This is a genomic window from Mesorhizobium sp. BR1-1-16, from assembly GCF_020165495.1.
Lineage (GTDB): Bacteria > Pseudomonadota > Alphaproteobacteria > Rhizobiales > Kaistiaceae > Kaistia.
The window spans coordinates 172,654-190,328 of record NZ_JAIUIE010000001.1 but is presented as its reverse complement, the minus strand read 5'-3'; the positions used below and the strand labels follow the sequence as shown (position 1 = coordinate 190,328).

The following is a 17,675-nucleotide window of genomic DNA, read 5'->3' as shown; positions in this document are numbered from 1 at the left end:
TCGCTGCCGCCCCACTTTTCCGCGAAGGTCTGCCGGTGTCCCAAGAGCCTCTCACGCAAGAGCTTCCCCCGCATATGCGACCCGAGAAGTCGTTCCAGGGCCTCATCCTGGCGCTGCAGCGCTTCTGGGCCGACAAGGGCTGCGTGATCCTGCAGCCCTATGACATGGAGGTCGGCGCCGGCACGTTCCATCCGGCGACGACACTGCGCGCGCTCGGCCCGAAGCCCTGGCGCGCCGCCTATGTGCAGCCGTCGCGCCGGCCGAAGGATGGCCGCTATGGCGAGAACCCCAACCGGTTCCAGCATTATTACCAGTTCCAGGTGATCCTGAAGCCGAACCCGCCGAACCTGCAGGAGCTCTATCTCGAGAGCCTCAAGGCGATCGGCATCGATACCTTGCTGCATGACATCCGCTTCGTCGAGGACGATTGGGAAAGCCCGACGCTCGGCGCCTCCGGCCTCGGCTGGGAGTGCTGGTGCGACGGCATGGAAGTCTCGCAGTTCACCTATTTCCAGTATGTCGCCGGCATCGAGTGCTTCCCCGTCTCGGGCGAGCTGACTTACGGCCTCGAACGTCTCGCGATGTATCTGCAGGGCGTCGACAACGGCTATGAGCTCAACTTCAACGGCCGCGAAGGCGCCGAGAAGGTGACCTATGGCGATGTCTTCAAGCAGGCCGAAGAAGAGTATTCGCGGCACAATTTCGAACACGCCGACATCGAGATGCTGAAGCGCCATTTCGAGGATGCCGAGCGCGAGTGCCGGATGCTTCTGGAAGCCGGTACGCCCGACCCGAAATCCAACGACCAGCGTCACAAGATGGTGCTGCCGGCCTATGACCAATGCATCAAGGCGAGCCACCGCTTCAATTTGCTCGACGCGCGCGGCGTGATCTCAGTGCCGGAGCGGCAGAGCTATATCCTGCGCGTGCGCGAGCTCGCCAAGGCCTGCGGCGCCGCCTGGTTGGAGACCGAGGCCGGCGGCAAGGCGGCGTAGTTTGCGCCTCCGCCGCCATCAAGACTTCCTTTTTTCGTCCCCTCCTCCCGAACCGAGGGGCTAGAGTCCGAACCAATGCCCGAACTCCTGCTTGAGCTTTTCTCCGAGGAAATTCCCGCGCGGATGCAGCGGAAGGCGGCGGACGACCTTCAGAAGCTGGTGACCGGCGCGCTGGTCGACGCCGGGCTCACTTATGAAGGCGCGAAGGCGTTTTCGACGCCGCGCCGTCTCGCGCTGACCATCACCGGCATTCCCGCCCATTCCGCGCCGACGCGCGAGGAGCGGAAGGGACCCAAGGTTGGCGCGCCCGAGCAGGCTGTGCAGGGCTTCCTGCGCTCGGCCGGTCTCGCCTCGCTCGACGAAGCCAAGATCCAGTCCGACCCCAAAAAGGGCGACTTCTATGTCGCGGTGATCGAGAAGCACGGCCGCCACACAACCGACATTCTGGCCGAGGCGTTGCCGGCGATCATCCGGTCGTTCCCGTGGCCGAAATCCATGCATTGGGGCTCTGGCCGGCTCCATTGGGTGCGGCCGCTGCAATCGATCCTCTGCACCTTCGGGCCCGAGACCGAGGACCCGGAAATCGTGCGCTTCGAGGTCGATGGCATTGCGTCGTCCAACGAGACGCGCGGCCATCGCTTCCTCGCGCCGGACGCCTTCGCCGTTCGCCGGTTCGAGGATTATGCCGAGAAGCTCGAAAAGGCGAAGGTCGTGCTCGATCCCGAGCGGCGCAAGGACATCATCCTGCATGACGCCCGCGACCGTGCGCTGGCGCTCGGCCTCGAACTTGTCGAGGACGAGGGGCTGCTCGACGAAGTGGCCGGGCTGGTCGAATGGCCGGTCGTCCTGACCGGGACTTTCGAGGAGAATTTCCTTGAAATTCCGCCGGAGGTGATCCGCGCCACGATCCGCGCCAACCAGAAATGCTTCGTGCTGCGCAAGCCCGGTACGACCGATCTGGCCAACCGCTTCGTGCTCGTCTCGAACATCGAGGCGCGTGATGGCGGCGTGGCGATCGCCGCCGGCAATGGCCGCGTCATCCGCGCCCGCCTTTCAGACGCGAAGTTCTTCTACGATACCGACCGCAAGGAAACGCTCGAAAGCCGCCTGCCGAAATTCGAGCAGATCGTGTTCCACGAGAAGCTCGGCACACAGGCCGAGCGCATCGAGCGCATCGTCCGCCTCGCCGCCGAGATCGCACCGCTTGTCGGCGCCGATTTCGCGGAAGCGCAGGAAGCGGCACGGCTCGCCAAGCTTGACCTCGTCACCGAGATGGTCGGCGAGTTCCCGGAACTGCAGGGCCTGATGGGCCGCTATTACGCGACTGCCGAGGGCAAGGCGCCCGCCGTCGCCGCCGCGATCGAGGAGCACTACAAGCCGCAGGGCCCTGGCGACCGCGTGCCCAACAATCCGGTCTCGATCGCCGTCGCGCTCGCCGACAAGCTCGATACGCTCGCCGGATTCTGGGCGATCGACGAGAAGCCGACCGGCTCGAAAGACCCGTTCGCGCTCCGCCGCGCGGCACTTGGTGTGATTAGGATCGTGCTGGAGAACGGACTGCCGCTTCCACTTCTGCCGATACTGCTTCCCCATCTCGATCGACTCGAGGGGCAGTTCGACAAAACGGGGGTTGGCTTCGACCTCCTGGTTTTCTTGATGGACCGACTCAAGGTTCAGTTGCGCGACAGTGGTGCCCGCCACGATCTAGTCGACGCGGTTCTTTCTGTTGGGCAAGACGTCGATCACGGTGCTCAGGCAGCGCGCGGCGCCTCCCTCACGGGCGCGGTATTGACCTATACCAACGATGTCCCATTGCTCATCGTCCGACGGGTGGAAGCGCTTGGTGCATTCCTCGCGACCGAGGACGGCCGGAACCTCTTGGGTGGCTATCGCCGCGCGGCGAATATCCTGAAGGCCGAGGAAAAGGGCGGCGAGCGCTTCGATGGCGCGGTCGATCCGGCGCTGCTGATCGAGCCGGAGGAACGAGCTCTCGCCGAGGCAATCGGCATTGCGCTGCCGGCGGCTGAGCAGGCAGTGTCGCGCGAGGATTATGCTGGCGCTATGACCGCACTCGCCAAGCTCCGAGCGCCGGTCGATGCGTTCTTCGAAAAGGTGCTGGTCAATGCCGACGACCCAGCCGTGCGGGTCAATCGGCTGCGGCTGCTCGCAGCCATCCGCTCGGCGACGCGCGCCGTGGCAGATTTCTCGAAGATCGGCGGCTGAGGCCGCCGGTCTGGGATCGGCTTGATCAGTAGTCGCGGTTCACGGGGCGATAGATGCCGGTGACCGGATCCTGCACCAGCGTTGCCAGCGGCCGATTGGCCATGGCGCGCTCGGCTTCACGGATGCGGATGGCGACAGCGGCCTTCTGGCGAGCCAGGGCGCGCAGCGCGACGATGCCGAGGGCTCCGACGAGAGCAACAAAAACGACTTGCGGCATCTGACCTTTCCTCACATATGGCCGGGCGAAAGCGCCGCGCCCGAAAGCGCATTGCGGCCTCGCGAAAACGAAGCATGACTCTTTCCGCAGCGCACTGCAACGGCGGCCTCAATCAGAGGCCGTAGCGATTCCAGAGCGCACGCGATTCAACGGCTGAAATCGCGTGATCGACAGCTTCGGCCAGGATTGCGCCGGAACGAGGGCCGGCCGCGCCGATGCCGCCGCGATCTCCACCAAAGCGCGCCATCAGGTCGCGTTTCGGCTCGATCAACGCGAGGCGCAGCTTGTCGCCGAAGCGCTCGCGCAGATGTGACCGGAGATCGCCAAGACCGTCGACAAGACCGAGCTCGACAGCCCGCGCGCCGGACCAGAACGCGCCGGTGAACATCGTCGGCTCATCGGAGAGGCGCGTGCCGCGGCGGCTGCGAACGAGTTCGATGAACATGTCATGCACATCGCGCTGCAGCGATTTCAGATGCTGCACATCGCTTTCGCGTTCGGGCTGGAACGGATCGAGCATCGCCTTGTTCTCGCCGGCGGTGTGCACCCGCCGCTCGATGCCGAGCTTCTCGATGAGGCCGGTGAAGCCGAAGCCGGCCGAGACGACACCGATCGAGCCGACGATCGAGGACGCATCGACGATGATCCGATCACCCGCGAGCGCGATCAGGTAACCGCCGGAGGCCGCGACATCTTCGACGACGACGATGACTTCCTTCTTGTGCTCCTCGGCGAGCGCGCGGATGCGCTTGAAGACAAGATGCGACTGCACCGGCGAACCACCGGGCGAATTGATCGCAATCGCGACCACCGGCGCCTCCTTCATCGTGAAGGCCCGCTGCAGCTGCGGCGCGACGGCGGCGAGCGTGATGCCCTGGCGGAACGCCGAAACCTGGCCGATGACGCCCGAAAGCCGCACGACGGGGACAACGGTCTCCTCCTTGCGGAAGCGAGCCGGCAGCAGGCGCCGGACGGGAGCGAGGAAGGACATCGACAATCAGGACCTCGTGGATGAAGGGACTGCGCCTAGGAAGGGAATGCCAGCGCACCCCATGACATATGGACATCGCCAAGCGAAGCGCCATCCCCCAGGATCGCCTGCGCCGCCTCGCCAAAGGCCGATCCGGCGGCGGCGTGGAGCTTGAGGCCCGGCAGGATGGCGAGCGGGGCCCGGCTACCCTTGGTGCCGCGGGCGAGGATGCGAATCGCCGCATCGTCGGGGCGCGGATGGATCGGGAGGAGCGCGACGCCGCCGAAACGGCCGGCGAGGCCGGCGAGAAGATCAGGAAGACGCGCCGCCGGCAGGATCACCGCGAGTGTACCGCCGGGCTTCACCAGCGCACTCGCCGCGCGGAACCATGCGTCGAGGCCGCCAGCTTCGAGCACATGTGCGCGGGCGCGCTCGGCCTTGGGCGAGACGCGCACGCTGCCCTCGTCGTGAAAGGGCGGGTTCATCAGCGCATGATCGAACGCCGCCGGGATGAGACCCGAGCCGGTGCGCGCGGCGGGATCGAGCAGGTCGACCGCGACCGGCTTCAGCCGCGCGCCGAAGGCAGCGTTTTCCGTGAGGTTCGCCGCTTCACGCGCATAGGCAACGAGTTCGGTTTCGCGTTCGGCGAGCGTCACGGTGCAATTGACCGCGCGCGCCGCGAGCACCATGCCGGCAACACCGGCGCCAGCGCCGAGATCGATCACCTCTCCCGCTGTCTCGGCGCCGAAGGCGCTGGCCAGCAGCACGGCGTCAAGGCCGGAACGATGATGGCCGGCGACTGGCTGAAGCGCCGTCACGCGGCCGCCAAGAAAGGCGTCGCGCGTCGCAGCTGCCATCAGCCGCGCCCCTTTGGCCTCAATTCGTCGGCGATTCCCGCCTCGGTCAGGAGGCGTCGGGCTGCATCGACATCCTCGCTCGCGACGAGAATCCGGCGCGGCAGCACGCCGAGCGACCCTTCGATGACGCTCATGTTCTGATCGGCGAGGATATGGTCGATACCCGCCTCCTTGAGCAGTGCGTCGACGAAGGAAATAAGGACCATGTCGTTGGTTCTGATGAGTTCGTCCATGGTTCCCCGGCGGTGCGAAAGGCACAACCCAGCCTAGGCATTGGCGCTGCGAACAGCAACAGGCGGATGCCCGTCCACGCCGGTCGCGAGCGGCGAGAATGGCAATGCAACCGCCCTGAGCCATCCTGTCACTTGTTCCAGACGGCTTGCGCCCCTATTGTCCCGTCAAAATGCAATCCGGGAGCGCGCCCGTGGGTTTGGTCATTCCGCTCGAGGACAGCAAGAAGAGAGCCTCGGCGAGTCTCGAGCCTCTTCTTGACCTCGTCGCAGCCGACATGCAGCGGGTCAACGAGTTGATCCTGTCAAAGGCCGGCTCCAATGTCTCGATGATACCAGAAGTCGCCAATCACCTGATTTCATCGGGTGGCAAGCGGCTGCGGCCGATGCTGACGCTCGCGGCGGCGCGGATGTTCGCCTATCGCGGCGAGGGTCACGTCAAGCTCGCGGCCAGCGTCGAATTCCTGCATACGGCGACGCTGCTGCATGACGATGTCGTCGATGAAAGCGAGATGCGCCGTGGCAAACTGGCGGCTCGCATGCTGTGGGGCAACCAGGCGAGCGTGCTCGTCGGTGATTATCTGCTCGGGCAGGCCTTCCGCATGATGGTCGAGGTCGGCTCGATCGAGGCGCTTGATGTCTTGTCGACCGCCGCCGCCGTCATCGCCGAGGGCGAGGTGATGCAGCTTTCGGTCGCCAAGAACATGTCGACGACCGAGGACGAATATCTCGCCGTCATCCGCGCCAAGACGGCCGCGCTGTTCTCGGCCGCCTCCGAAGTCGGCCCGATCATTGCCGGCGGCGACCGCGCCATGCGCGCCGCCTTCCGCTCCTACGGCACCAATCTCGGCCTCGCCTTCCAGCTTATCGACGACGCGCTCGATTATGGCGGCTCGCAGGCCGATCTCGGCAAGAAGGTCGGCGACGATTTCCGCGAGGGCAAGATCACGCTGCCCGTCGTGCTCGCCTATCGGCGCGGCTCGGACCAGGAGCGCGATTTCTGGCGCCGCGTCCTTGAAAAGGCGGAGATCGGCGACGGCGATCTCGAAAAGGCCATCGGCCTCATCCGCTCGCATCGCGCTATCGAGGATACGGTCGAGCGGGCCCGCCATTATGGCGCGGTCGCGCGCGACGCCCTGGCGCCCTTCCCTGACAGCGCCCATCGCAACGCGCTGATCGAAGTCGTCGACTTCTGCATCGAGCGGGCCCATTGACGCGGGACCCCTCGCTTGCTGCATAGCCGCAAAACAGCCATGCTTGTGGCTGAACCTCGGCCGTATCGGTCACGTTCGAACTCACGGTGCTCCGCATGACGACCTCGCGTGCCCGCCGGCTTCGCCAAGCGGCGGCCGGCTTCGCTCTCCTCGCTCTCGCCACAGGTCCGGCGCATGCGGAGAAGACGCTGTCGGATTATCTGCCCGACGATCTGGAAACGACGCTTTCCGGCAGCTATCTGGCCGCGCTCAGCGCGACCCGCGCCGCCGATGTCGATGCGGCGACTCTGTTTTTCGAGGATGCGCTCAGCCAGGATCCCGACAATCCGATGCTGCTCGACCGCACCTTCTCGATGCTGCTGGTGAATGGCCGCATCCAGGAATCGCTGCCGATCGCGGAGCGGCTGATTCTCTCGTCCGATGCCAACCGGATGGGCCAGATCGTCCTCGGCATCCAGGCGCTCAAGGACAAGAATTATCGCGAAAGTTCGACCCGCCTCGCCAAGGGCGACCGCGGGCCGCTGGCCAATGTGACCGCGAGCCTCCTCGCCGCCTGGGCGGCACAGGGCCAGAACGAGACGGACGCGGCGCTCAAGATCGTCGATACGATGAACGGCCCTGAATGGTACGGCACGTTCAAGAACTTCAACATGGCACTGATCGCCGATGTCGCCGGGCGCCAGGACGCGGCGCTCGCCTCGATCGACAAGGCCTACCAGACCGATAGCGCCTCGATGCGCATCGTCGAGGCCTATGCCCGGCTGAAAGCGCGCGCCGGCAAGAAGGACGAGGCGCTGAAGGCGCTCGACACCTACACGAAGACGAGCCCGGCCCAGCCTTTGATCCAGAAGCTCGCCGACGAGATCAAGGCCGGAAAAACGCCCGCGCCGCTGATCACGACGGTGCAGCAGGGCGCAGCTGAAGTGCTTTACGGCATCGGCTCGGCCCTCAGCACCGAGAAGGGCGGCGATGAACTCGGCACGGTCTATCTGCAGCTTGGCCGCTATCTCGACCCGAAATCCGACCTGATCACCATGGCGCTTGGTGACCTGCTGCAGGGCGCGCAGCAGTTCGACCGCTCGATCGCCATTTTCCAGCAGATTCCGAAGGCCTCGCCGCTGCGCCGTGCCGCCGAGATGCAGATTGCCGTCGACCTCGACGCGCTCGGCCGCTCCGATGACGCCATCCGCCAGTTGAAGCGCCTCGTTGCCGCCAACCCGAAGGATTTCGAGGCGCTGACGAGCCTTGGCACGATCTATCGCGGCAATAAGCGCTTCCTCGAATCGGCCGACATGTATTCGAAGGCGATCGCCGCCATCGACCCGTCCGATCCGCGCAACTGGCTGCTCTATTATTTCCGGGGCGTCGCTTATGAGCAGGCGGGCGACTGGGAAAAGGCCGAGGCCGACCTCCTGCAATCGCTGAAGCTGTCGCCCAATGAACCGCAGGTGCTCAATTATCTGGGCTATAGCTGGGTCGACAAGTCGATCAACCTCGATCGCGGCATGGCGATGATCAAGAAGGCCGTCGACCTGAAGCCCGATGATGGCTACATCGTCGACAGCCTCGGCTGGGCCTATTATCGCACCGGCCATTATGACGAGGCCGTGGGCCAGCTCGAGCGGGCGATCGCGCTGAAATCGGACGATTCGACCATCAACGACCATCTCGGCGACGCCTATTGGAAGGTCGGCCGCAAGCTCGAGGCGACGTTCCAGTGGGCGCATGCCCGCGACATGGATCCTACGCCCGCCGCCAAGGAACGCATCCTGGCGAAGCTCGCGCATGGCCTCGACAAGGTCGAGGAGAGCAAGGTCGCTTCCGCCACCGGCAATACGGTGACCGATGCGACGATGGGCGCAGACCAGACGCCGGTCACGGTGCCCGGCTCCGTCACGGTCGGCGAAGGCGATAGCCTCTGGAAGATCGCGCTCCGCCTTTATGGCAATGGCGAGCTTTACCAGAAGCTGATCGAGGCCAATCGCGGCAAGCTGCGCAATCCGAACCGGATCGTACCCGGCACCGTGCTCGAAGTACCGCCGGCGCCCTGATGCGCCGCGCCCGCGCGAGGACGGCGCCGCGCTCCGGCGCGGTCGCAGCCTGACCGGCCAAACTCATGGCGCTGCATTCAGCCGGGCTGTCCGCTGATCCTCAGCCTGTTGGCGCCGTGTTTGCGCCGGCCAAGATCAATCTCGCCCTCCATGTCGTCGGACGCCGTGCCGACGGCTATCACTGTCTCGACAGCCTCGTCGTGTTCGCTTCAGTCGGCGACGAGATTACGGCGTTCCCGGGTGATGCCGGACCGGCCCTCATGGTGGATGGGCCGTTCGCGGCCGGTCTTTCGGCAGGCGATGACAATCTCATCGCGCGCGCCGACCGGGCCTTCCGCCAGCGCTGCCCGGCGCTTCCGCCGCTGGCGCTGCGGCTTTCAAAGCACCTTCCGGTTTCATCCGGGATCGGCGGCGGTTCGGCCGATGGCGGGGCAACGCTGCGGCTTCTGGCCTTTCTCGCCGGCACGACCTGCAACACCGATCTTGAAGCGCTGGCCCTGACGCTCGGCGCCGACGGGCCGATGTGTCTCCGCTCGACGCCGCTGCGCGCGCGGGGGATCGGAGAGATGCTGGAGCCTTGGGACCGCGCGCCGAAGCTCGACCTCGTTCTGGTCAATCCCGGGGTTGCCGTGTCGACGCCGGCGGTGTTCCGTCGTCTCGACCGTCCCGGCAACCCTCCACTGTCGGATACGCTGCCGTCCTTCGACGATAGCGCGACGCTCGCAGCGTTCCTGACGACGCGCACGCGCAATGACCTAGCCGCGCCGGCGGCCGCCGAGGCGCCGGAGATCAGCGCAGCGGAGCGCGCACTCGCGGCTGCGGACGGCTGCCTGCTGGCGCGGATGTCCGGCTCGGGGGCAACGGTGTTCGGTCTCTTCGCCGATGCCGAAGCTGCGGGACGCGCGGCATCGTCGATCGCGGCCGCGCGGCCCGACTGGTGGGTCAGAGCCGCCACCACGATAACGGGGGCAGAGGCCGCGCCTCGCGGACATGACGAAATTGTGGGAGGATAGGCCGTTCCTGCGGAGGCGAGACCATGAGCCGTATCGACGAAACGCTACCCTTCATTCCCGTGCGCTTCGCCGTCCTCGCCGTATCGGACACCCGGTCGCTCGAGACGGACAAGTCAGGCCAGACGCTGGCCGACCGCATCGTGGCTGCCGGCCATGAACTGACCGAGCGGGCAATCGTGCCAGACGATATCGATGAGATCCGTACGATCGTCACGTGCTGGATCGCAGAGCCGACCATCGACGTCATCATCACGACCGGCGGCACCGGCTTCACCGGCCGCGACGTGACGCCAGAGGCGATCGAACCCTTGTTCGAAAAGCGAATGGACGGCTTCTCGGCGGTCTTCCACCGCATCAGCTATGACAAGATCGGCACATCGACCGTGCAGTCGCGCGCTACGGCCGGACTCGCCAACTCAACCTTCATCTTTGTCATTCCCGGCTCGACCGGCGCTTGCAAGGATGCCTTTGACGGCATCATTGCGCCGCAGTTCGACTACCGCCACCAGCCGTGCAATTTCGTCGAGATCATGCCGCGCCTCGACGAGCACCTGAAGCGCGGCAAGCTCCGCGTCTGAGGCGAGACGCTTTCAGGCCGCCAGCCGGCCGATCAGGCGCGGCGGGACTCGCAGCACGAACAGCGCCAGGCAGGCCGAATTGCGCAATGCCGCGGCGCGCTGGCGCGTCCGTCCATCGCCGCGCAGCACGGCGCGCGCCCGCAGGAACGAAAGCCTGCGGCGGCCAATGCGGCGGGCGAGATCGACATCGACCATGCCAGGCAGCGCGCGATGGCCGCCGACATCGCGATAGAGCCGCGTCGTCAACAGCAGACCCTGGTCGAGATAGGGCGCCGTGAACAGCCGCGCGCGAACCGAGGCCATGACCTCGGAGAAACGCGGGGCGAAGCCGAAATCCGCGCGGGCATGACGAAATGCAGCTGCGCGTTCCGTCTCGCCGGACATCTGCACGCGGTCGATGAAATCATGCGCCTCGCGCTGCCAGGCCGGCTCGAGCGCGACCTGAGGCGACAGGAACAGCAGCCAGTCCGAGCGCGCGCCCGCGGCGGCGGCCGCCAGATCCTTGCCGATATCACCACTTCCGGCAACGAAGCGACAGCCGGCTGCGTCCGCCACCAGAGCCGTTCCGTCGGTCGAGCCGCCGTCGACCACGATCACTTCGCGCACGATGCCGTCGGCCGCGGCGGGCACCAGCGCGGCCAGCGCATGGGCCAGCGCCGTCTCGTCGTTACGAGTGGGAATGATCACGCTAATCATGGCTCCATTCTTAACTGCAATTTTCATCAATCGCGACGCGAATGCGCAGAACTCTGCAGCTCGCAGTTAATGTTCTTGATTTGTTCTACGCGCTCTCCTATTTCTGAGGGCATGTCGCTCGCTCGTCCCCTTGATCCCGATCGCGATCCGCTGCTGGTCGCCCCGGTACAGCCTGGCATCGATCCCGAACGCCGGCGTGGACGGGGTGCGGAGAGCAATGCATCGGGCCGTTTCGAGCGGCTGCAGTCGATCCCGTTCGATGATGGCTGGGAAAGCCTCGATGAACTGCCGCCGTTCAAGACCGAGGTTCAGGCGGAAAAGGCGAAGGTGATCATCACTCGCAACGATTCGCCCGACATCGCCTTCGACCGGTCGATCAATCCCTATCGCGGCTGCGAACATGGCTGCGTCTACTGCTTCGCGCGGCCGAGCCATGCCTATATGGGCCTTTCGGCGGGGCTCGATTTCGAATCGAAGCTGTTCTTCAAGCCCGAGGCCGCGGCTCTACTGGAAAAGGAGCTGTCGGCGTCCTCCTATCGTCCGCGCACGATCGCGATCGGCACCAATACCGACCCCTATCAGCCGATCGAGCGCCAGCACCGGATGATGCGCGACATCCTCGAAGTGCTCGAGCGTTTCAACCATCCGGTTGGCATCGTCACCAAGTCGGCGCTCGTCCTGCGCGATATCGATATTCTTCAGCGCATGGCCGAGCGTGGCCTTGCCAAGGTCGCCCTCTCGGTCACGACGCTCGACCGTCGGCTCGCCCGTGCGATGGAGCCGCGCGCCGCAACGCCGACCCGGCGCCTCGAAGCGATTCGCGGTCTTGCCGAGGCCGGCATTCCCGTCGGCGTGCTGACGGCGCCGATCATTCCTGCGCTCAACGATTCCGAGATCGAGCGCATTCTCGACGCCGCTGCGGCGGCGGGCGCCACCGAGGCCGGCTATGTGCTGCTGCGGCTGCCGCTCGAGGTCAGCGAACTCTTTCGCGAATGGCTGCTTCGGCATTATCCGGATCGCTACCGCCATGTCCTCTCGGTGCTGCGTTCGATGCGCGGCGGCAAGGATTACGACGCGACCTTCGGCAAGCGACAAAAGGGCGAAGGCCCCTATGCCTGGCAGATCGGCCGCCGCTTCGAGATTGCTACCAAGCGCCTCGGCCTCAACCGCCGCAATCTGAAACTCCGCACCGATCTGTTCTCGCCGCCAGCCAGGGCCGAGTCCCAGCTGAGCCTGTTCTAGGACGGATCGACAGGCGGCGGAGGCTGAGCTGCGGCAGTCCTCGCCACAGCCCTGTGCCGGCTCCTTTACAACCTCCTCTTTCAATACCCGGCTCCTCTGTCATTGCCGGGTCAAGCCCGGCAATGACAAGGGGTAAGCGATGAGCGGCGACCGCCGGATGCGAGCGCGGTGCGTCGTCGGCCACCCATCTTCGGCAATTCGCGCGCCGCCGCGCCATGACGCCGCCTTGCCTCGGCCATGACATCCGGCGATTCTCCAGCATGGCCAGACGTTCCGCCGATTCGCCGCCGCTTTTTGATGTGCCCCCCGCGCCGACCGATGCGATCGAGCGGCGGCTGCGGCGGTCTGGCCTTCGGGCGATTGCAGGCGTCGACGAGGCCGGACGCGGTCCGCTCGCCGGGCCGGTGGTTGCGGCTGCCGTCATTCTCGATCCGAAACGCGTGCCGCCAGGCCTCGATGATTCGAAGAAGCTCGACCGCGAGCAGCGCGAGGCGTTGTTCACGGTCATCATGGCGACGTCGATTGTTTCCGTCGCGGCCGGGTCGGTCACCCGCATCTGCACGACCGATATCCGCCAGGCGACACTCTGGGCGATGCGCCAGGCCGTGGCTGGCCTCAGCCATGCGGCGGAACACGCCATCATCGACGGCATCGACGTGCCGTCTGGGCTTGGCTGTCCCGGGGAGGCCTTCGTCAAGGGCGACGCCCGCTCGGTTTCCATCGCCGCGGCCTCGATCGTCGCCAAGGTGACGCGGGACCGCATGATGATCCGCGCTGCGACGCATTATCCGGCCTATGGCTTCGAACGCCATATGGGCTACGGCACGCCGGCACATCTCATGGCGCTCGGCACACATGGCGCCACGCCGCTGCACCGCTCGACCTTCGCGCCGATCCGCGCGCTTCTCGCAGGCTGCGCGCCTGCGGCGCTGCTGGCGGAGGACGATCTTCTGGCTGAAGCCGTCGCCTGATCAGCGGCCGCAACCACCGGGCGACGGTCGCTCGCATCTGCGGCGTCCCTGCCCTTTCGCCTGAGTGCCAACACGCGAAATGCAAACGGCCGGGCGATGCCCGGCCGTCTGAATGGACGCATTCGTTGCGGCGTCTCAGTTGAGACGGTTGCGGACGTCGTTGATTGCGGAGGTGACCAGTTCGGCCGCTGCGTCGCCCTTGAGGCGGGCGGCAAGGATCTTCTCGGCGGCAGCGACGGCGAGATCGGCCGACAGGGAGCGGACTTCCTGCATCGCCACATGCTCGGCCTGGGTGATCTTGTCTTCCGCCATCTTGGTGCGGCGGGTGACGTAATCTTCCATCGCAGTCTTGGCTTCCTCGGCGAGCGCAGCAGCTTCGCGGCTCGCCTGATCGACGATCGCGCGCGCTTCGACCTCGGCGTCGCGTGCCTTCTTCTGGTATTCCGCCAGCAGCAGCGCCGCCTCGGAGCGAAGACGCTTCGCCTCGTCAAGTTCCTTGGCGATGGCGCCGGCGCGGTTGTCGAGCGCCTTGCCGATCGTCTTGTGCACGCCGAGATAGCCGAGCAGGACCAGGAAGAGGATCAGGCCGACGAGGGCGTAGAATGTGGCGTCGAACTCCATGGCGTCGTCCTCAGCTGCCGCGAACGGTCGAAACCGCCGCGGAGACTTCCTCGGGGCTCGGCTGCTGGCCGATCAGCGCATGAACCACAGCACCGGCCGCATCTTCGGCAATCGCGCCGACATCAGCGAGCGCCTTGGTCTTGATGTCACCAATCCGGCCTTCGGCATCGGCGAGCTTGGCCGTCAATTCGGCCTCGATCGCATGACGACGGGCATCGGCCTCCGCCTTGGCCTTGTCGGTCGCGGCCTGGGCGATCTTCTGCGACGACGCGCGGGCATCCGCCAGCGCCTTCTCATAAGTCGAGAGGGCGGTATCGGACTGCAGACGCAGACGCTGCGCCTCGGCGATATCGCCGGCGATCTTGGCGGCGCGACCCTCGACGATTTCCGCGATCTGCGGCACGACGAGGCGCTTCATCAGGAGATAAAGCACACCGAAGCAGATCACGAACCAGAAGATCTGGGACGGGAACGTGTGCACGTCAAAGGGCGGAAACGCACCCTTGTGCCCTTCCGGCGCGCCGACGGCGCTATGCGTTGCATCCGGCGACGGCGCATGCGCGTCGGCGGCGGGCGCCGGCGGAGGCGCCGAGTTCGGCTGCGGAGCGGCCGGCGCCGGAGGCGCGGCTTCCTGGGCCGATGCGGACGTGACGAGCCAAGTCATCTGAGACCCCGAATCGAGGAAGAGCGTCATGCGGCGGCAGGACGCCACCGCATGAGGAACCGGGAGGCCGCCGCGAAAGGCGGCCGCTCCGAAATCAGACGACGAACAGCAGCAGCAGGGCGACGAGCAGCGAGAAGATGCCCAGCGCTTCCGTCACGGCGAAGCCGAGGATGAGGCGGCCGAACTGACCGTCAGCAGCCGAGGGATTGCGCAGCGCACCCGACAGGAAGCTGCCGAAGATGTTGCCGAGGCCGAGGGCGGCGCCCGCCATGCCAAAGCAGGCGAGACCAGCACCGATGAACTTCGCGGCTTCCGCTTCCATTTCCATTCTCCTTTGAAGGGTAATTCAGTCTGATGAGATCGTTCCGCCTGCGTCGGCTCAGTGGCCGGGATGCAGGGCGTCGTTCAGGTACATGCAGGTCAGGATCGTGAACACATAGGCCTGCAGGAAAGCGACGAGGAATTCGAGCGCCGTCAGCGCCACCGTCATGAGCAGCGGGACGATCGCGCCGCCGATGCCGGCGACACCAAGGCCCGCCAGGGTCACCACGAAGCCGGCGAAGACCTTCAGTGTGATGTGACCCGCCAGCATGTTGGCGAAGAGACGGACGGAGAGGCTGATCGGCCGCGAGAGGAACGAGATCACCTCGATCGCGGAAACCAGCGGAATGACCGCGCCCGGCACGCCGCTCGGCACGAACAGGCCGAGGAAATGCATGCCATGACGATAGAAGCCGTAGCCGACCACGACCAGCATCACGGTCATCGCGAGCGCGAAGGTGATGATGATCTGGCTCGTCGCCGTCAGGAAATAGGGGAACATGCCAAAGAGATTGGCCGTCAGGATGAACATGAAGAGCGAGAACACAAACGGGAAGAACCGCATGCCCTCGGTGCCGGCCGACGATTTCAGCGTCGAGGCAACGAACTCGTAAGCCATCTCCGCGACCGACTGGACACGGCCGGGAACGAGCGACTTCTTGGTGGTGGCGAAATAGAGGAAGCCGGTCACGACCGCCACATTGGCGATCATCGTCAAGGCCGAATTGGTGAAATGGAACTCCATTCCGCCGAACTGGCCGAGCGGGAAATACTCGTGGATCTGAAACTGATGGATCGGATCGTTCGCCACCGAGCCCGCCTCTTCGCCTTAGTGCCCCGCCACGGCGAATGCCGCGGCGTCTTCGCCAGTCATATCCGCGGCGTTACCGCGATGCATGCCAGCCTCGACATGCCATTTTCACTTGCCGGAGCGCGGCTTCACCCGCTCTTCCGGCTGCGCCACCTTGCCGACCGCTCGCAGCACGTTCAACACGCCCGCCGCGAAGCCGAGCAGAAGCAACCCGATCAATCCCCACGGGGATGTCCCCAGCCATCGGTCGATGAGCCAGCCGAGGCCGGCACCGACCAGCACGCCCGAAGCGAACTCGCTCGCCACGCGGAGCGCAAAGCCCATGCCCTGCATTCCGCCAGACTTGGCAACCTCGACCTTCGCCTGCTGCTTCGCCTCGGCCTCAGCCTTATCCAGCTTGGTGCCGAGCGCGCGCAGCCGTTCGGACAGCGCGGCTTCTTCACTGGCAGTGGCCCTGCCGCTTTTCCCGTCCCCCGCCGATCCGTTGTCGCTCATCGCGTCATCCTCGTCGGGTATTCGGAAAAGCCGCCTGACCGTCCTGCCTTCCCCCTTGAAACCGCGCGCACAATAGTGACGGGCATAAATCGTGTCAAGGCAGCGTGAACACCACTTAAGCCATTGATTCGGCTTATCTATTATACTGCTGTCCACACCTTGTCCACCGGGCGCTGCCGAATCCCGCCGTCATGGCCCTTCAAGGGGCGGTCGCCTCATGCGACAAGAGCGGTCATGGCGAGCTCACCAAAACCCGGCCGTTCCCGCGACGCAGCGGCGATCGGCGCCCTTGTCGGCGCCGTCATCGAGCCGGTCTGCGCCAAGCGCGGCTTTGCGACGGCCGATCTCATCCAGGCCTGGGCGGAGGTGGTCGGGCCGCGTTATGCCCTCGCCACCCAGCCGGACAAGCTGATCTGGCCACGGCGCGAGGGTGCAGCAGCCGGCGCCAATGCGCGCAAGGGCGCGACGCTGGTCGTGCGCGTCGATGCCGGCATGGCCGTCTATCTGCAGCATGAGACGGCGGTGATCCTCGAACGGGTCAATGGCTTTCTCGGCTTCGGCGCCGTGACCGCGCTGCGGATCATCCAGGGGCCGGTCGACGGCCCTCCGCAGCCCCGGAAGCCGAAGACCACGTCGCCGGCGGCGGCGCGGGAGGCGGCAGCTGCGGTTGCCGGCGTGGAGAACGACGGACTTCGGCAGGCGCTGGAGCGCCTCGGACGGGCGGTTTATGGCGAGGTCGAGCGATCGTGAACGCGTCCGGCCGGCAAAGCGCCGCATTTTCACTGGCATTGTTCACCAGAGGCGTGGCAATCGTGGCGTCGAACCGACGTCGCTATTTTCCAGGGAGACTGAGACCGTGGACTTCAACCGCAGACAGTTCTTGATCCGGCTCGGCGCTGGCACGCTGGCGGCCGGAGCTGTCGCCATGCTGCCCGCGGCGGCTTTCGCTGACGACAAGGTCGACGTCACCGAATTGTTGAAGCCGGGCCCGCTCGGCGACATGTCCCTCGGCGACGAGAAGGCGCCACACACGGTGGTGGAATACGCCTCGCTCACCTGCACGCATTGCAAGCATTTCCACGATACGACCTGGAAGCCCTTCAAGGAAAAGTATGTCGATACCGGCAAGGTGCGCTTCATCCTGCGCGACTTCCCGCTCGATCCGCTGGCCACGGCCGGGTTCATGTTGGCGCATGCCGCCCCGAACAACAATTTCTTCCCGATGGTCGACCTGCTTTTCGACCAGCAGGACAAGTGGGCCTTCGTCGATGATCCGGTCTCGGCGCTGCAGCAGCTTTCCAAGCAGGTCGGTTTTACACAGGATACTTTCGAGCTCGCCTTGAAAAACCAGGCGCTGCTCGATGCAGTGAATGCGGTGAAGGATCGTGGCGCGACCACTTTTGGCGTCAATGCGACACCGACCTTCTTCGTGGACGGGGTGAAAAAGCCGGGTGCGCTCTCGCTCGAGGATTTTGACGCGCTTCTTTCTTAACGCTCCCACCGAAA

The 17,675-nt window shown here is 65.5% G+C and carries 20 protein-coding genes; 10 read left to right on the top strand and 10 right to left on the bottom strand.

Translation table 11 applies throughout. The features are described from left to right. The first annotated feature begins 74 nt into the window (after positions 1–74). Both LB518_RS00950 and glyS read left to right on the top strand, forming a co-directional pair. Positions 75–995: a glycine--tRNA ligase subunit alpha gene (locus LB518_RS00950; RefSeq protein ID WP_224572025.1), complete on the top strand. Its 921-nt coding sequence runs from the start codon at positions 75–77 to the stop codon at positions 993–995. 75 nt (positions 996–1,070) lie between these two features. Then, entirely contained in the window at positions 1,071–3,218 is a 2,148-nt protein-coding gene (gene glyS / locus LB518_RS00945) for a glycine--tRNA ligase subunit beta (RefSeq protein ID WP_224572023.1), read from the top strand. Positions 3,219–3,243: 25 nt separating this feature from the next. Here glyS and LB518_RS00940 read toward each other — a convergent pair whose 3' ends face one another. From LB518_RS00940 to LB518_RS00925, 4 genes are all read right to left on the bottom strand, one after another. Continuing rightward, complete coding sequence (locus LB518_RS00940) at positions 3,244–3,435, bottom strand: hypothetical protein (protein WP_224572021.1); 192 nt, start codon at positions 3,433–3,435, stop codon at positions 3,244–3,246. 112 nt (positions 3,436–3,547) lie between these two features. Continuing rightward, entirely contained in the window at positions 3,548–4,426 is an 879-nt protein-coding gene (locus tag LB518_RS00935; RefSeq protein ID WP_224574236.1) for a S49 family peptidase, read from the bottom strand. A 35-nt stretch (positions 4,427–4,461) separates the two neighbouring features. Beyond that, entirely contained in the window at positions 4,462–5,262 is an 801-nt protein-coding gene (locus LB518_RS00930; RefSeq protein WP_224572019.1) for a tRNA1(Val) (adenine(37)-N6)-methyltransferase, read from the bottom strand. Beyond that, positions 5,262–5,495, bottom strand: coding sequence for a putative signal transducing protein (locus tag LB518_RS00925; RefSeq protein ID WP_224572000.1), 234 nt, complete (start codon positions 5,493–5,495; stop codon positions 5,262–5,264). Before LB518_RS00925 ends, LB518_RS00930 begins: the two co-directional genes overlap by 1 nt. 191 nt (positions 5,496–5,686) lie before the next feature. On the opposite strand from LB518_RS00925, the gene LB518_RS00920 reads away from it, so the two are divergent. From LB518_RS00920 to moaB, 4 genes are all read left to right on the top strand, one after another. Beyond that, the gene (locus LB518_RS00920) at positions 5,687–6,706 is read left to right on the top strand and encodes a polyprenyl synthetase family protein (RefSeq protein ID WP_224571998.1); all 1,020 of its coding nucleotides are present in this window, start codon (positions 5,687–5,689) and stop codon (positions 6,704–6,706) included. Between the two features lie 95 nt (positions 6,707–6,801). After that, the gene (locus tag LB518_RS00915; RefSeq protein ID WP_224571996.1) at positions 6,802–8,757 is read left to right on the top strand and encodes a tetratricopeptide repeat protein; all 1,956 of its coding nucleotides are present in this window, start codon (positions 6,802–6,804) and stop codon (positions 8,755–8,757) included. A 65-nt stretch (positions 8,758–8,822) separates the two neighbouring features. Beyond that, positions 8,823–9,770 (top strand): 4-(cytidine 5'-diphospho)-2-C-methyl-D-erythritol kinase, encoded by a 948-nt coding sequence (locus LB518_RS00910; RefSeq protein WP_224571994.1) that lies wholly within the window; start codon positions 8,823–8,825, stop codon positions 9,768–9,770. 23 nt (positions 9,771–9,793) lie between these two features. Then, positions 9,794–10,348, top strand: a complete 555-nt coding sequence (gene moaB, locus LB518_RS00905; protein WP_224571992.1) for a molybdenum cofactor biosynthesis protein B — start codon at positions 9,794–9,796, stop codon at positions 10,346–10,348. Positions 10,349–10,360: 12 nt separating this feature from the next. On the opposite strand, the gene LB518_RS00900 is transcribed toward moaB, so the two are convergent. After that, a complete protein-coding gene (locus LB518_RS00900) occupies positions 10,361–11,044 on the bottom strand; it encodes a glycosyltransferase (protein WP_224571991.1) in 684 nt (227 codons plus the stop codon). A gap of 111 nt (positions 11,045–11,155) precedes the next feature. Between LB518_RS00900 and LB518_RS00895 the strand changes: the two genes are divergently transcribed. After that, on the top strand, positions 11,156–12,286 hold the full coding sequence (locus LB518_RS00895) for a PA0069 family radical SAM protein (protein WP_224571989.1): 1,131 nt from the start codon (positions 11,156–11,158) through the stop codon (positions 12,284–12,286). 260 nt (positions 12,287–12,546) lie between these two features. After that, positions 12,547–13,257, top strand: a complete 711-nt coding sequence (gene rnhB, locus LB518_RS00890) for a ribonuclease HII (protein WP_224571988.1) — start codon at positions 12,547–12,549, stop codon at positions 13,255–13,257. A gap of 135 nt (positions 13,258–13,392) precedes the next feature. Here the strand turns inward: rnhB and LB518_RS00885 are convergent, their stop codons facing one another. The 5 genes from LB518_RS00885 to LB518_RS00865 form a co-directional block, all read right to left on the bottom strand. Continuing rightward, a complete protein-coding gene (locus LB518_RS00885; protein ID WP_224571987.1) occupies positions 13,393–13,878 on the bottom strand; it encodes a F0F1 ATP synthase subunit B family protein in 486 nt (161 codons plus the stop codon). A gap of 10 nt (positions 13,879–13,888) precedes the next feature. Next, the gene (locus LB518_RS00880) at positions 13,889–14,542 is read right to left on the bottom strand and encodes a F0F1 ATP synthase subunit B (RefSeq protein WP_224571986.1); all 654 of its coding nucleotides are present in this window, start codon (positions 14,540–14,542) and stop codon (positions 13,889–13,891) included. A 94-nt stretch (positions 14,543–14,636) separates the two neighbouring features. Continuing rightward, entirely contained in the window at positions 14,637–14,864 is a 228-nt protein-coding gene (locus LB518_RS00875) for a F0F1 ATP synthase subunit C (RefSeq protein ID WP_073051441.1), read from the bottom strand. 57 nt (positions 14,865–14,921) lie between these two features. Next, positions 14,922–15,674 carry a F0F1 ATP synthase subunit A gene (locus LB518_RS00870; protein ID WP_224571985.1) on the bottom strand — a complete coding sequence of 251 codons (753 nt, stop codon included), beginning with the start codon at positions 15,672–15,674 and terminating at the stop codon, positions 14,922–14,924. Positions 15,675–15,782: 108 nt separating this feature from the next. Next, positions 15,783–16,169 (bottom strand): AtpZ/AtpI family protein, encoded by a 387-nt coding sequence (locus LB518_RS00865; RefSeq protein WP_224571984.1) that lies wholly within the window; start codon positions 16,167–16,169, stop codon positions 15,783–15,785. A gap of 234 nt (positions 16,170–16,403) precedes the next feature. Here LB518_RS00865 and LB518_RS00860 point away from each other — a divergent pair, with 234 nt between their 5' ends. Together LB518_RS00860 and LB518_RS00855 are read left to right on the top strand one after the other, a co-directional pair. After that, the gene (locus LB518_RS00860; protein ID WP_224571983.1) at positions 16,404–16,919 is read left to right on the top strand and encodes a DUF721 domain-containing protein; all 516 of its coding nucleotides are present in this window, start codon (positions 16,404–16,406) and stop codon (positions 16,917–16,919) included. A gap of 106 nt (positions 16,920–17,025) precedes the next feature. Then, a complete protein-coding gene (locus LB518_RS00855; protein ID WP_224571982.1) occupies positions 17,026–17,661 on the top strand; it encodes a DsbA family protein in 636 nt (211 codons plus the stop codon). The last annotated feature ends 14 nt before the right edge of the window (positions 17,662–17,675 follow it).

Excerpts from the sequence above, each read along its gene's own strand:
- rnhB (WP_224571988.1), top strand. The coding sequence starts at position 12,547 with ATGGCCAGACGTTCCGCCGATTCGCCGCCGCTTTTTGATGTGCCCCCC.
- LB518_RS00895 (WP_224571989.1), top strand. The coding sequence starts at position 11,156 with ATGTCGCTCGCTCGTCCCCTTGATCCCGATCGCGATCCGCTGCTGGTC.
- LB518_RS00880 (WP_224571986.1), bottom strand. The coding sequence starts at position 14,542 with ATGACTTGGCTCGTCACGTCCGCATCGGCCCAGGAAGCCGCGCCTCCG.
- LB518_RS00930 (WP_224572019.1), bottom strand. The coding sequence starts at position 5,262 with ATGGCAGCTGCGACGCGCGACGCCTTTCTTGGCGGCCGCGTGACGGCG.
- LB518_RS00915 (WP_224571996.1), top strand. The coding sequence starts at position 6,802 with ATGACGACCTCGCGTGCCCGCCGGCTTCGCCAAGCGGCGGCCGGCTTC.
- LB518_RS00910 (WP_224571994.1), top strand. The coding sequence starts at position 8,823 with ATGGCGCTGCATTCAGCCGGGCTGTCCGCTGATCCTCAGCCTGTTGGC.
- LB518_RS00940 (WP_224572021.1), bottom strand. The coding sequence starts at position 3,435 with ATGCCGCAAGTCGTTTTTGTTGCTCTCGTCGGAGCCCTCGGCATCGTC.
- glyS (WP_224572023.1), top strand. The coding sequence starts at position 1,071 with ATGCCCGAACTCCTGCTTGAGCTTTTCTCCGAGGAAATTCCCGCGCGG.
- LB518_RS00935 (WP_224574236.1), bottom strand. The coding sequence starts at position 4,426 with ATGTCCTTCCTCGCTCCCGTCCGGCGCCTGCTGCCGGCTCGCTTCCGC.
- LB518_RS00875 (WP_073051441.1), bottom strand. The coding sequence starts at position 14,864 with ATGGAAGCGGAAGCCGCGAAGTTCATCGGTGCTGGTCTCGCCTGCTTT.
- LB518_RS00885 (WP_224571987.1), bottom strand. The coding sequence starts at position 13,878 with ATGGAGTTCGACGCCACATTCTACGCCCTCGTCGGCCTGATCCTCTTC.
- LB518_RS00925 (WP_224572000.1), bottom strand. The coding sequence starts at position 5,495 with ATGGACGAACTCATCAGAACCAACGACATGGTCCTTATTTCCTTCGTC.
- LB518_RS00900 (WP_224571991.1), bottom strand. The coding sequence starts at position 11,044 with ATGATTAGCGTGATCATTCCCACTCGTAACGACGAGACGGCGCTGGCC.
- LB518_RS00950 (WP_224572025.1), top strand. The coding sequence starts at position 75 with ATGCGACCCGAGAAGTCGTTCCAGGGCCTCATCCTGGCGCTGCAGCGC.
- LB518_RS00865 (WP_224571984.1), bottom strand. The coding sequence starts at position 16,169 with ATGAGCGACAACGGATCGGCGGGGGACGGGAAAAGCGGCAGGGCCACT.
- moaB (WP_224571992.1), top strand. The coding sequence starts at position 9,794 with ATGAGCCGTATCGACGAAACGCTACCCTTCATTCCCGTGCGCTTCGCC.
- LB518_RS00860 (WP_224571983.1), top strand. The coding sequence starts at position 16,404 with ATGGCGAGCTCACCAAAACCCGGCCGTTCCCGCGACGCAGCGGCGATC.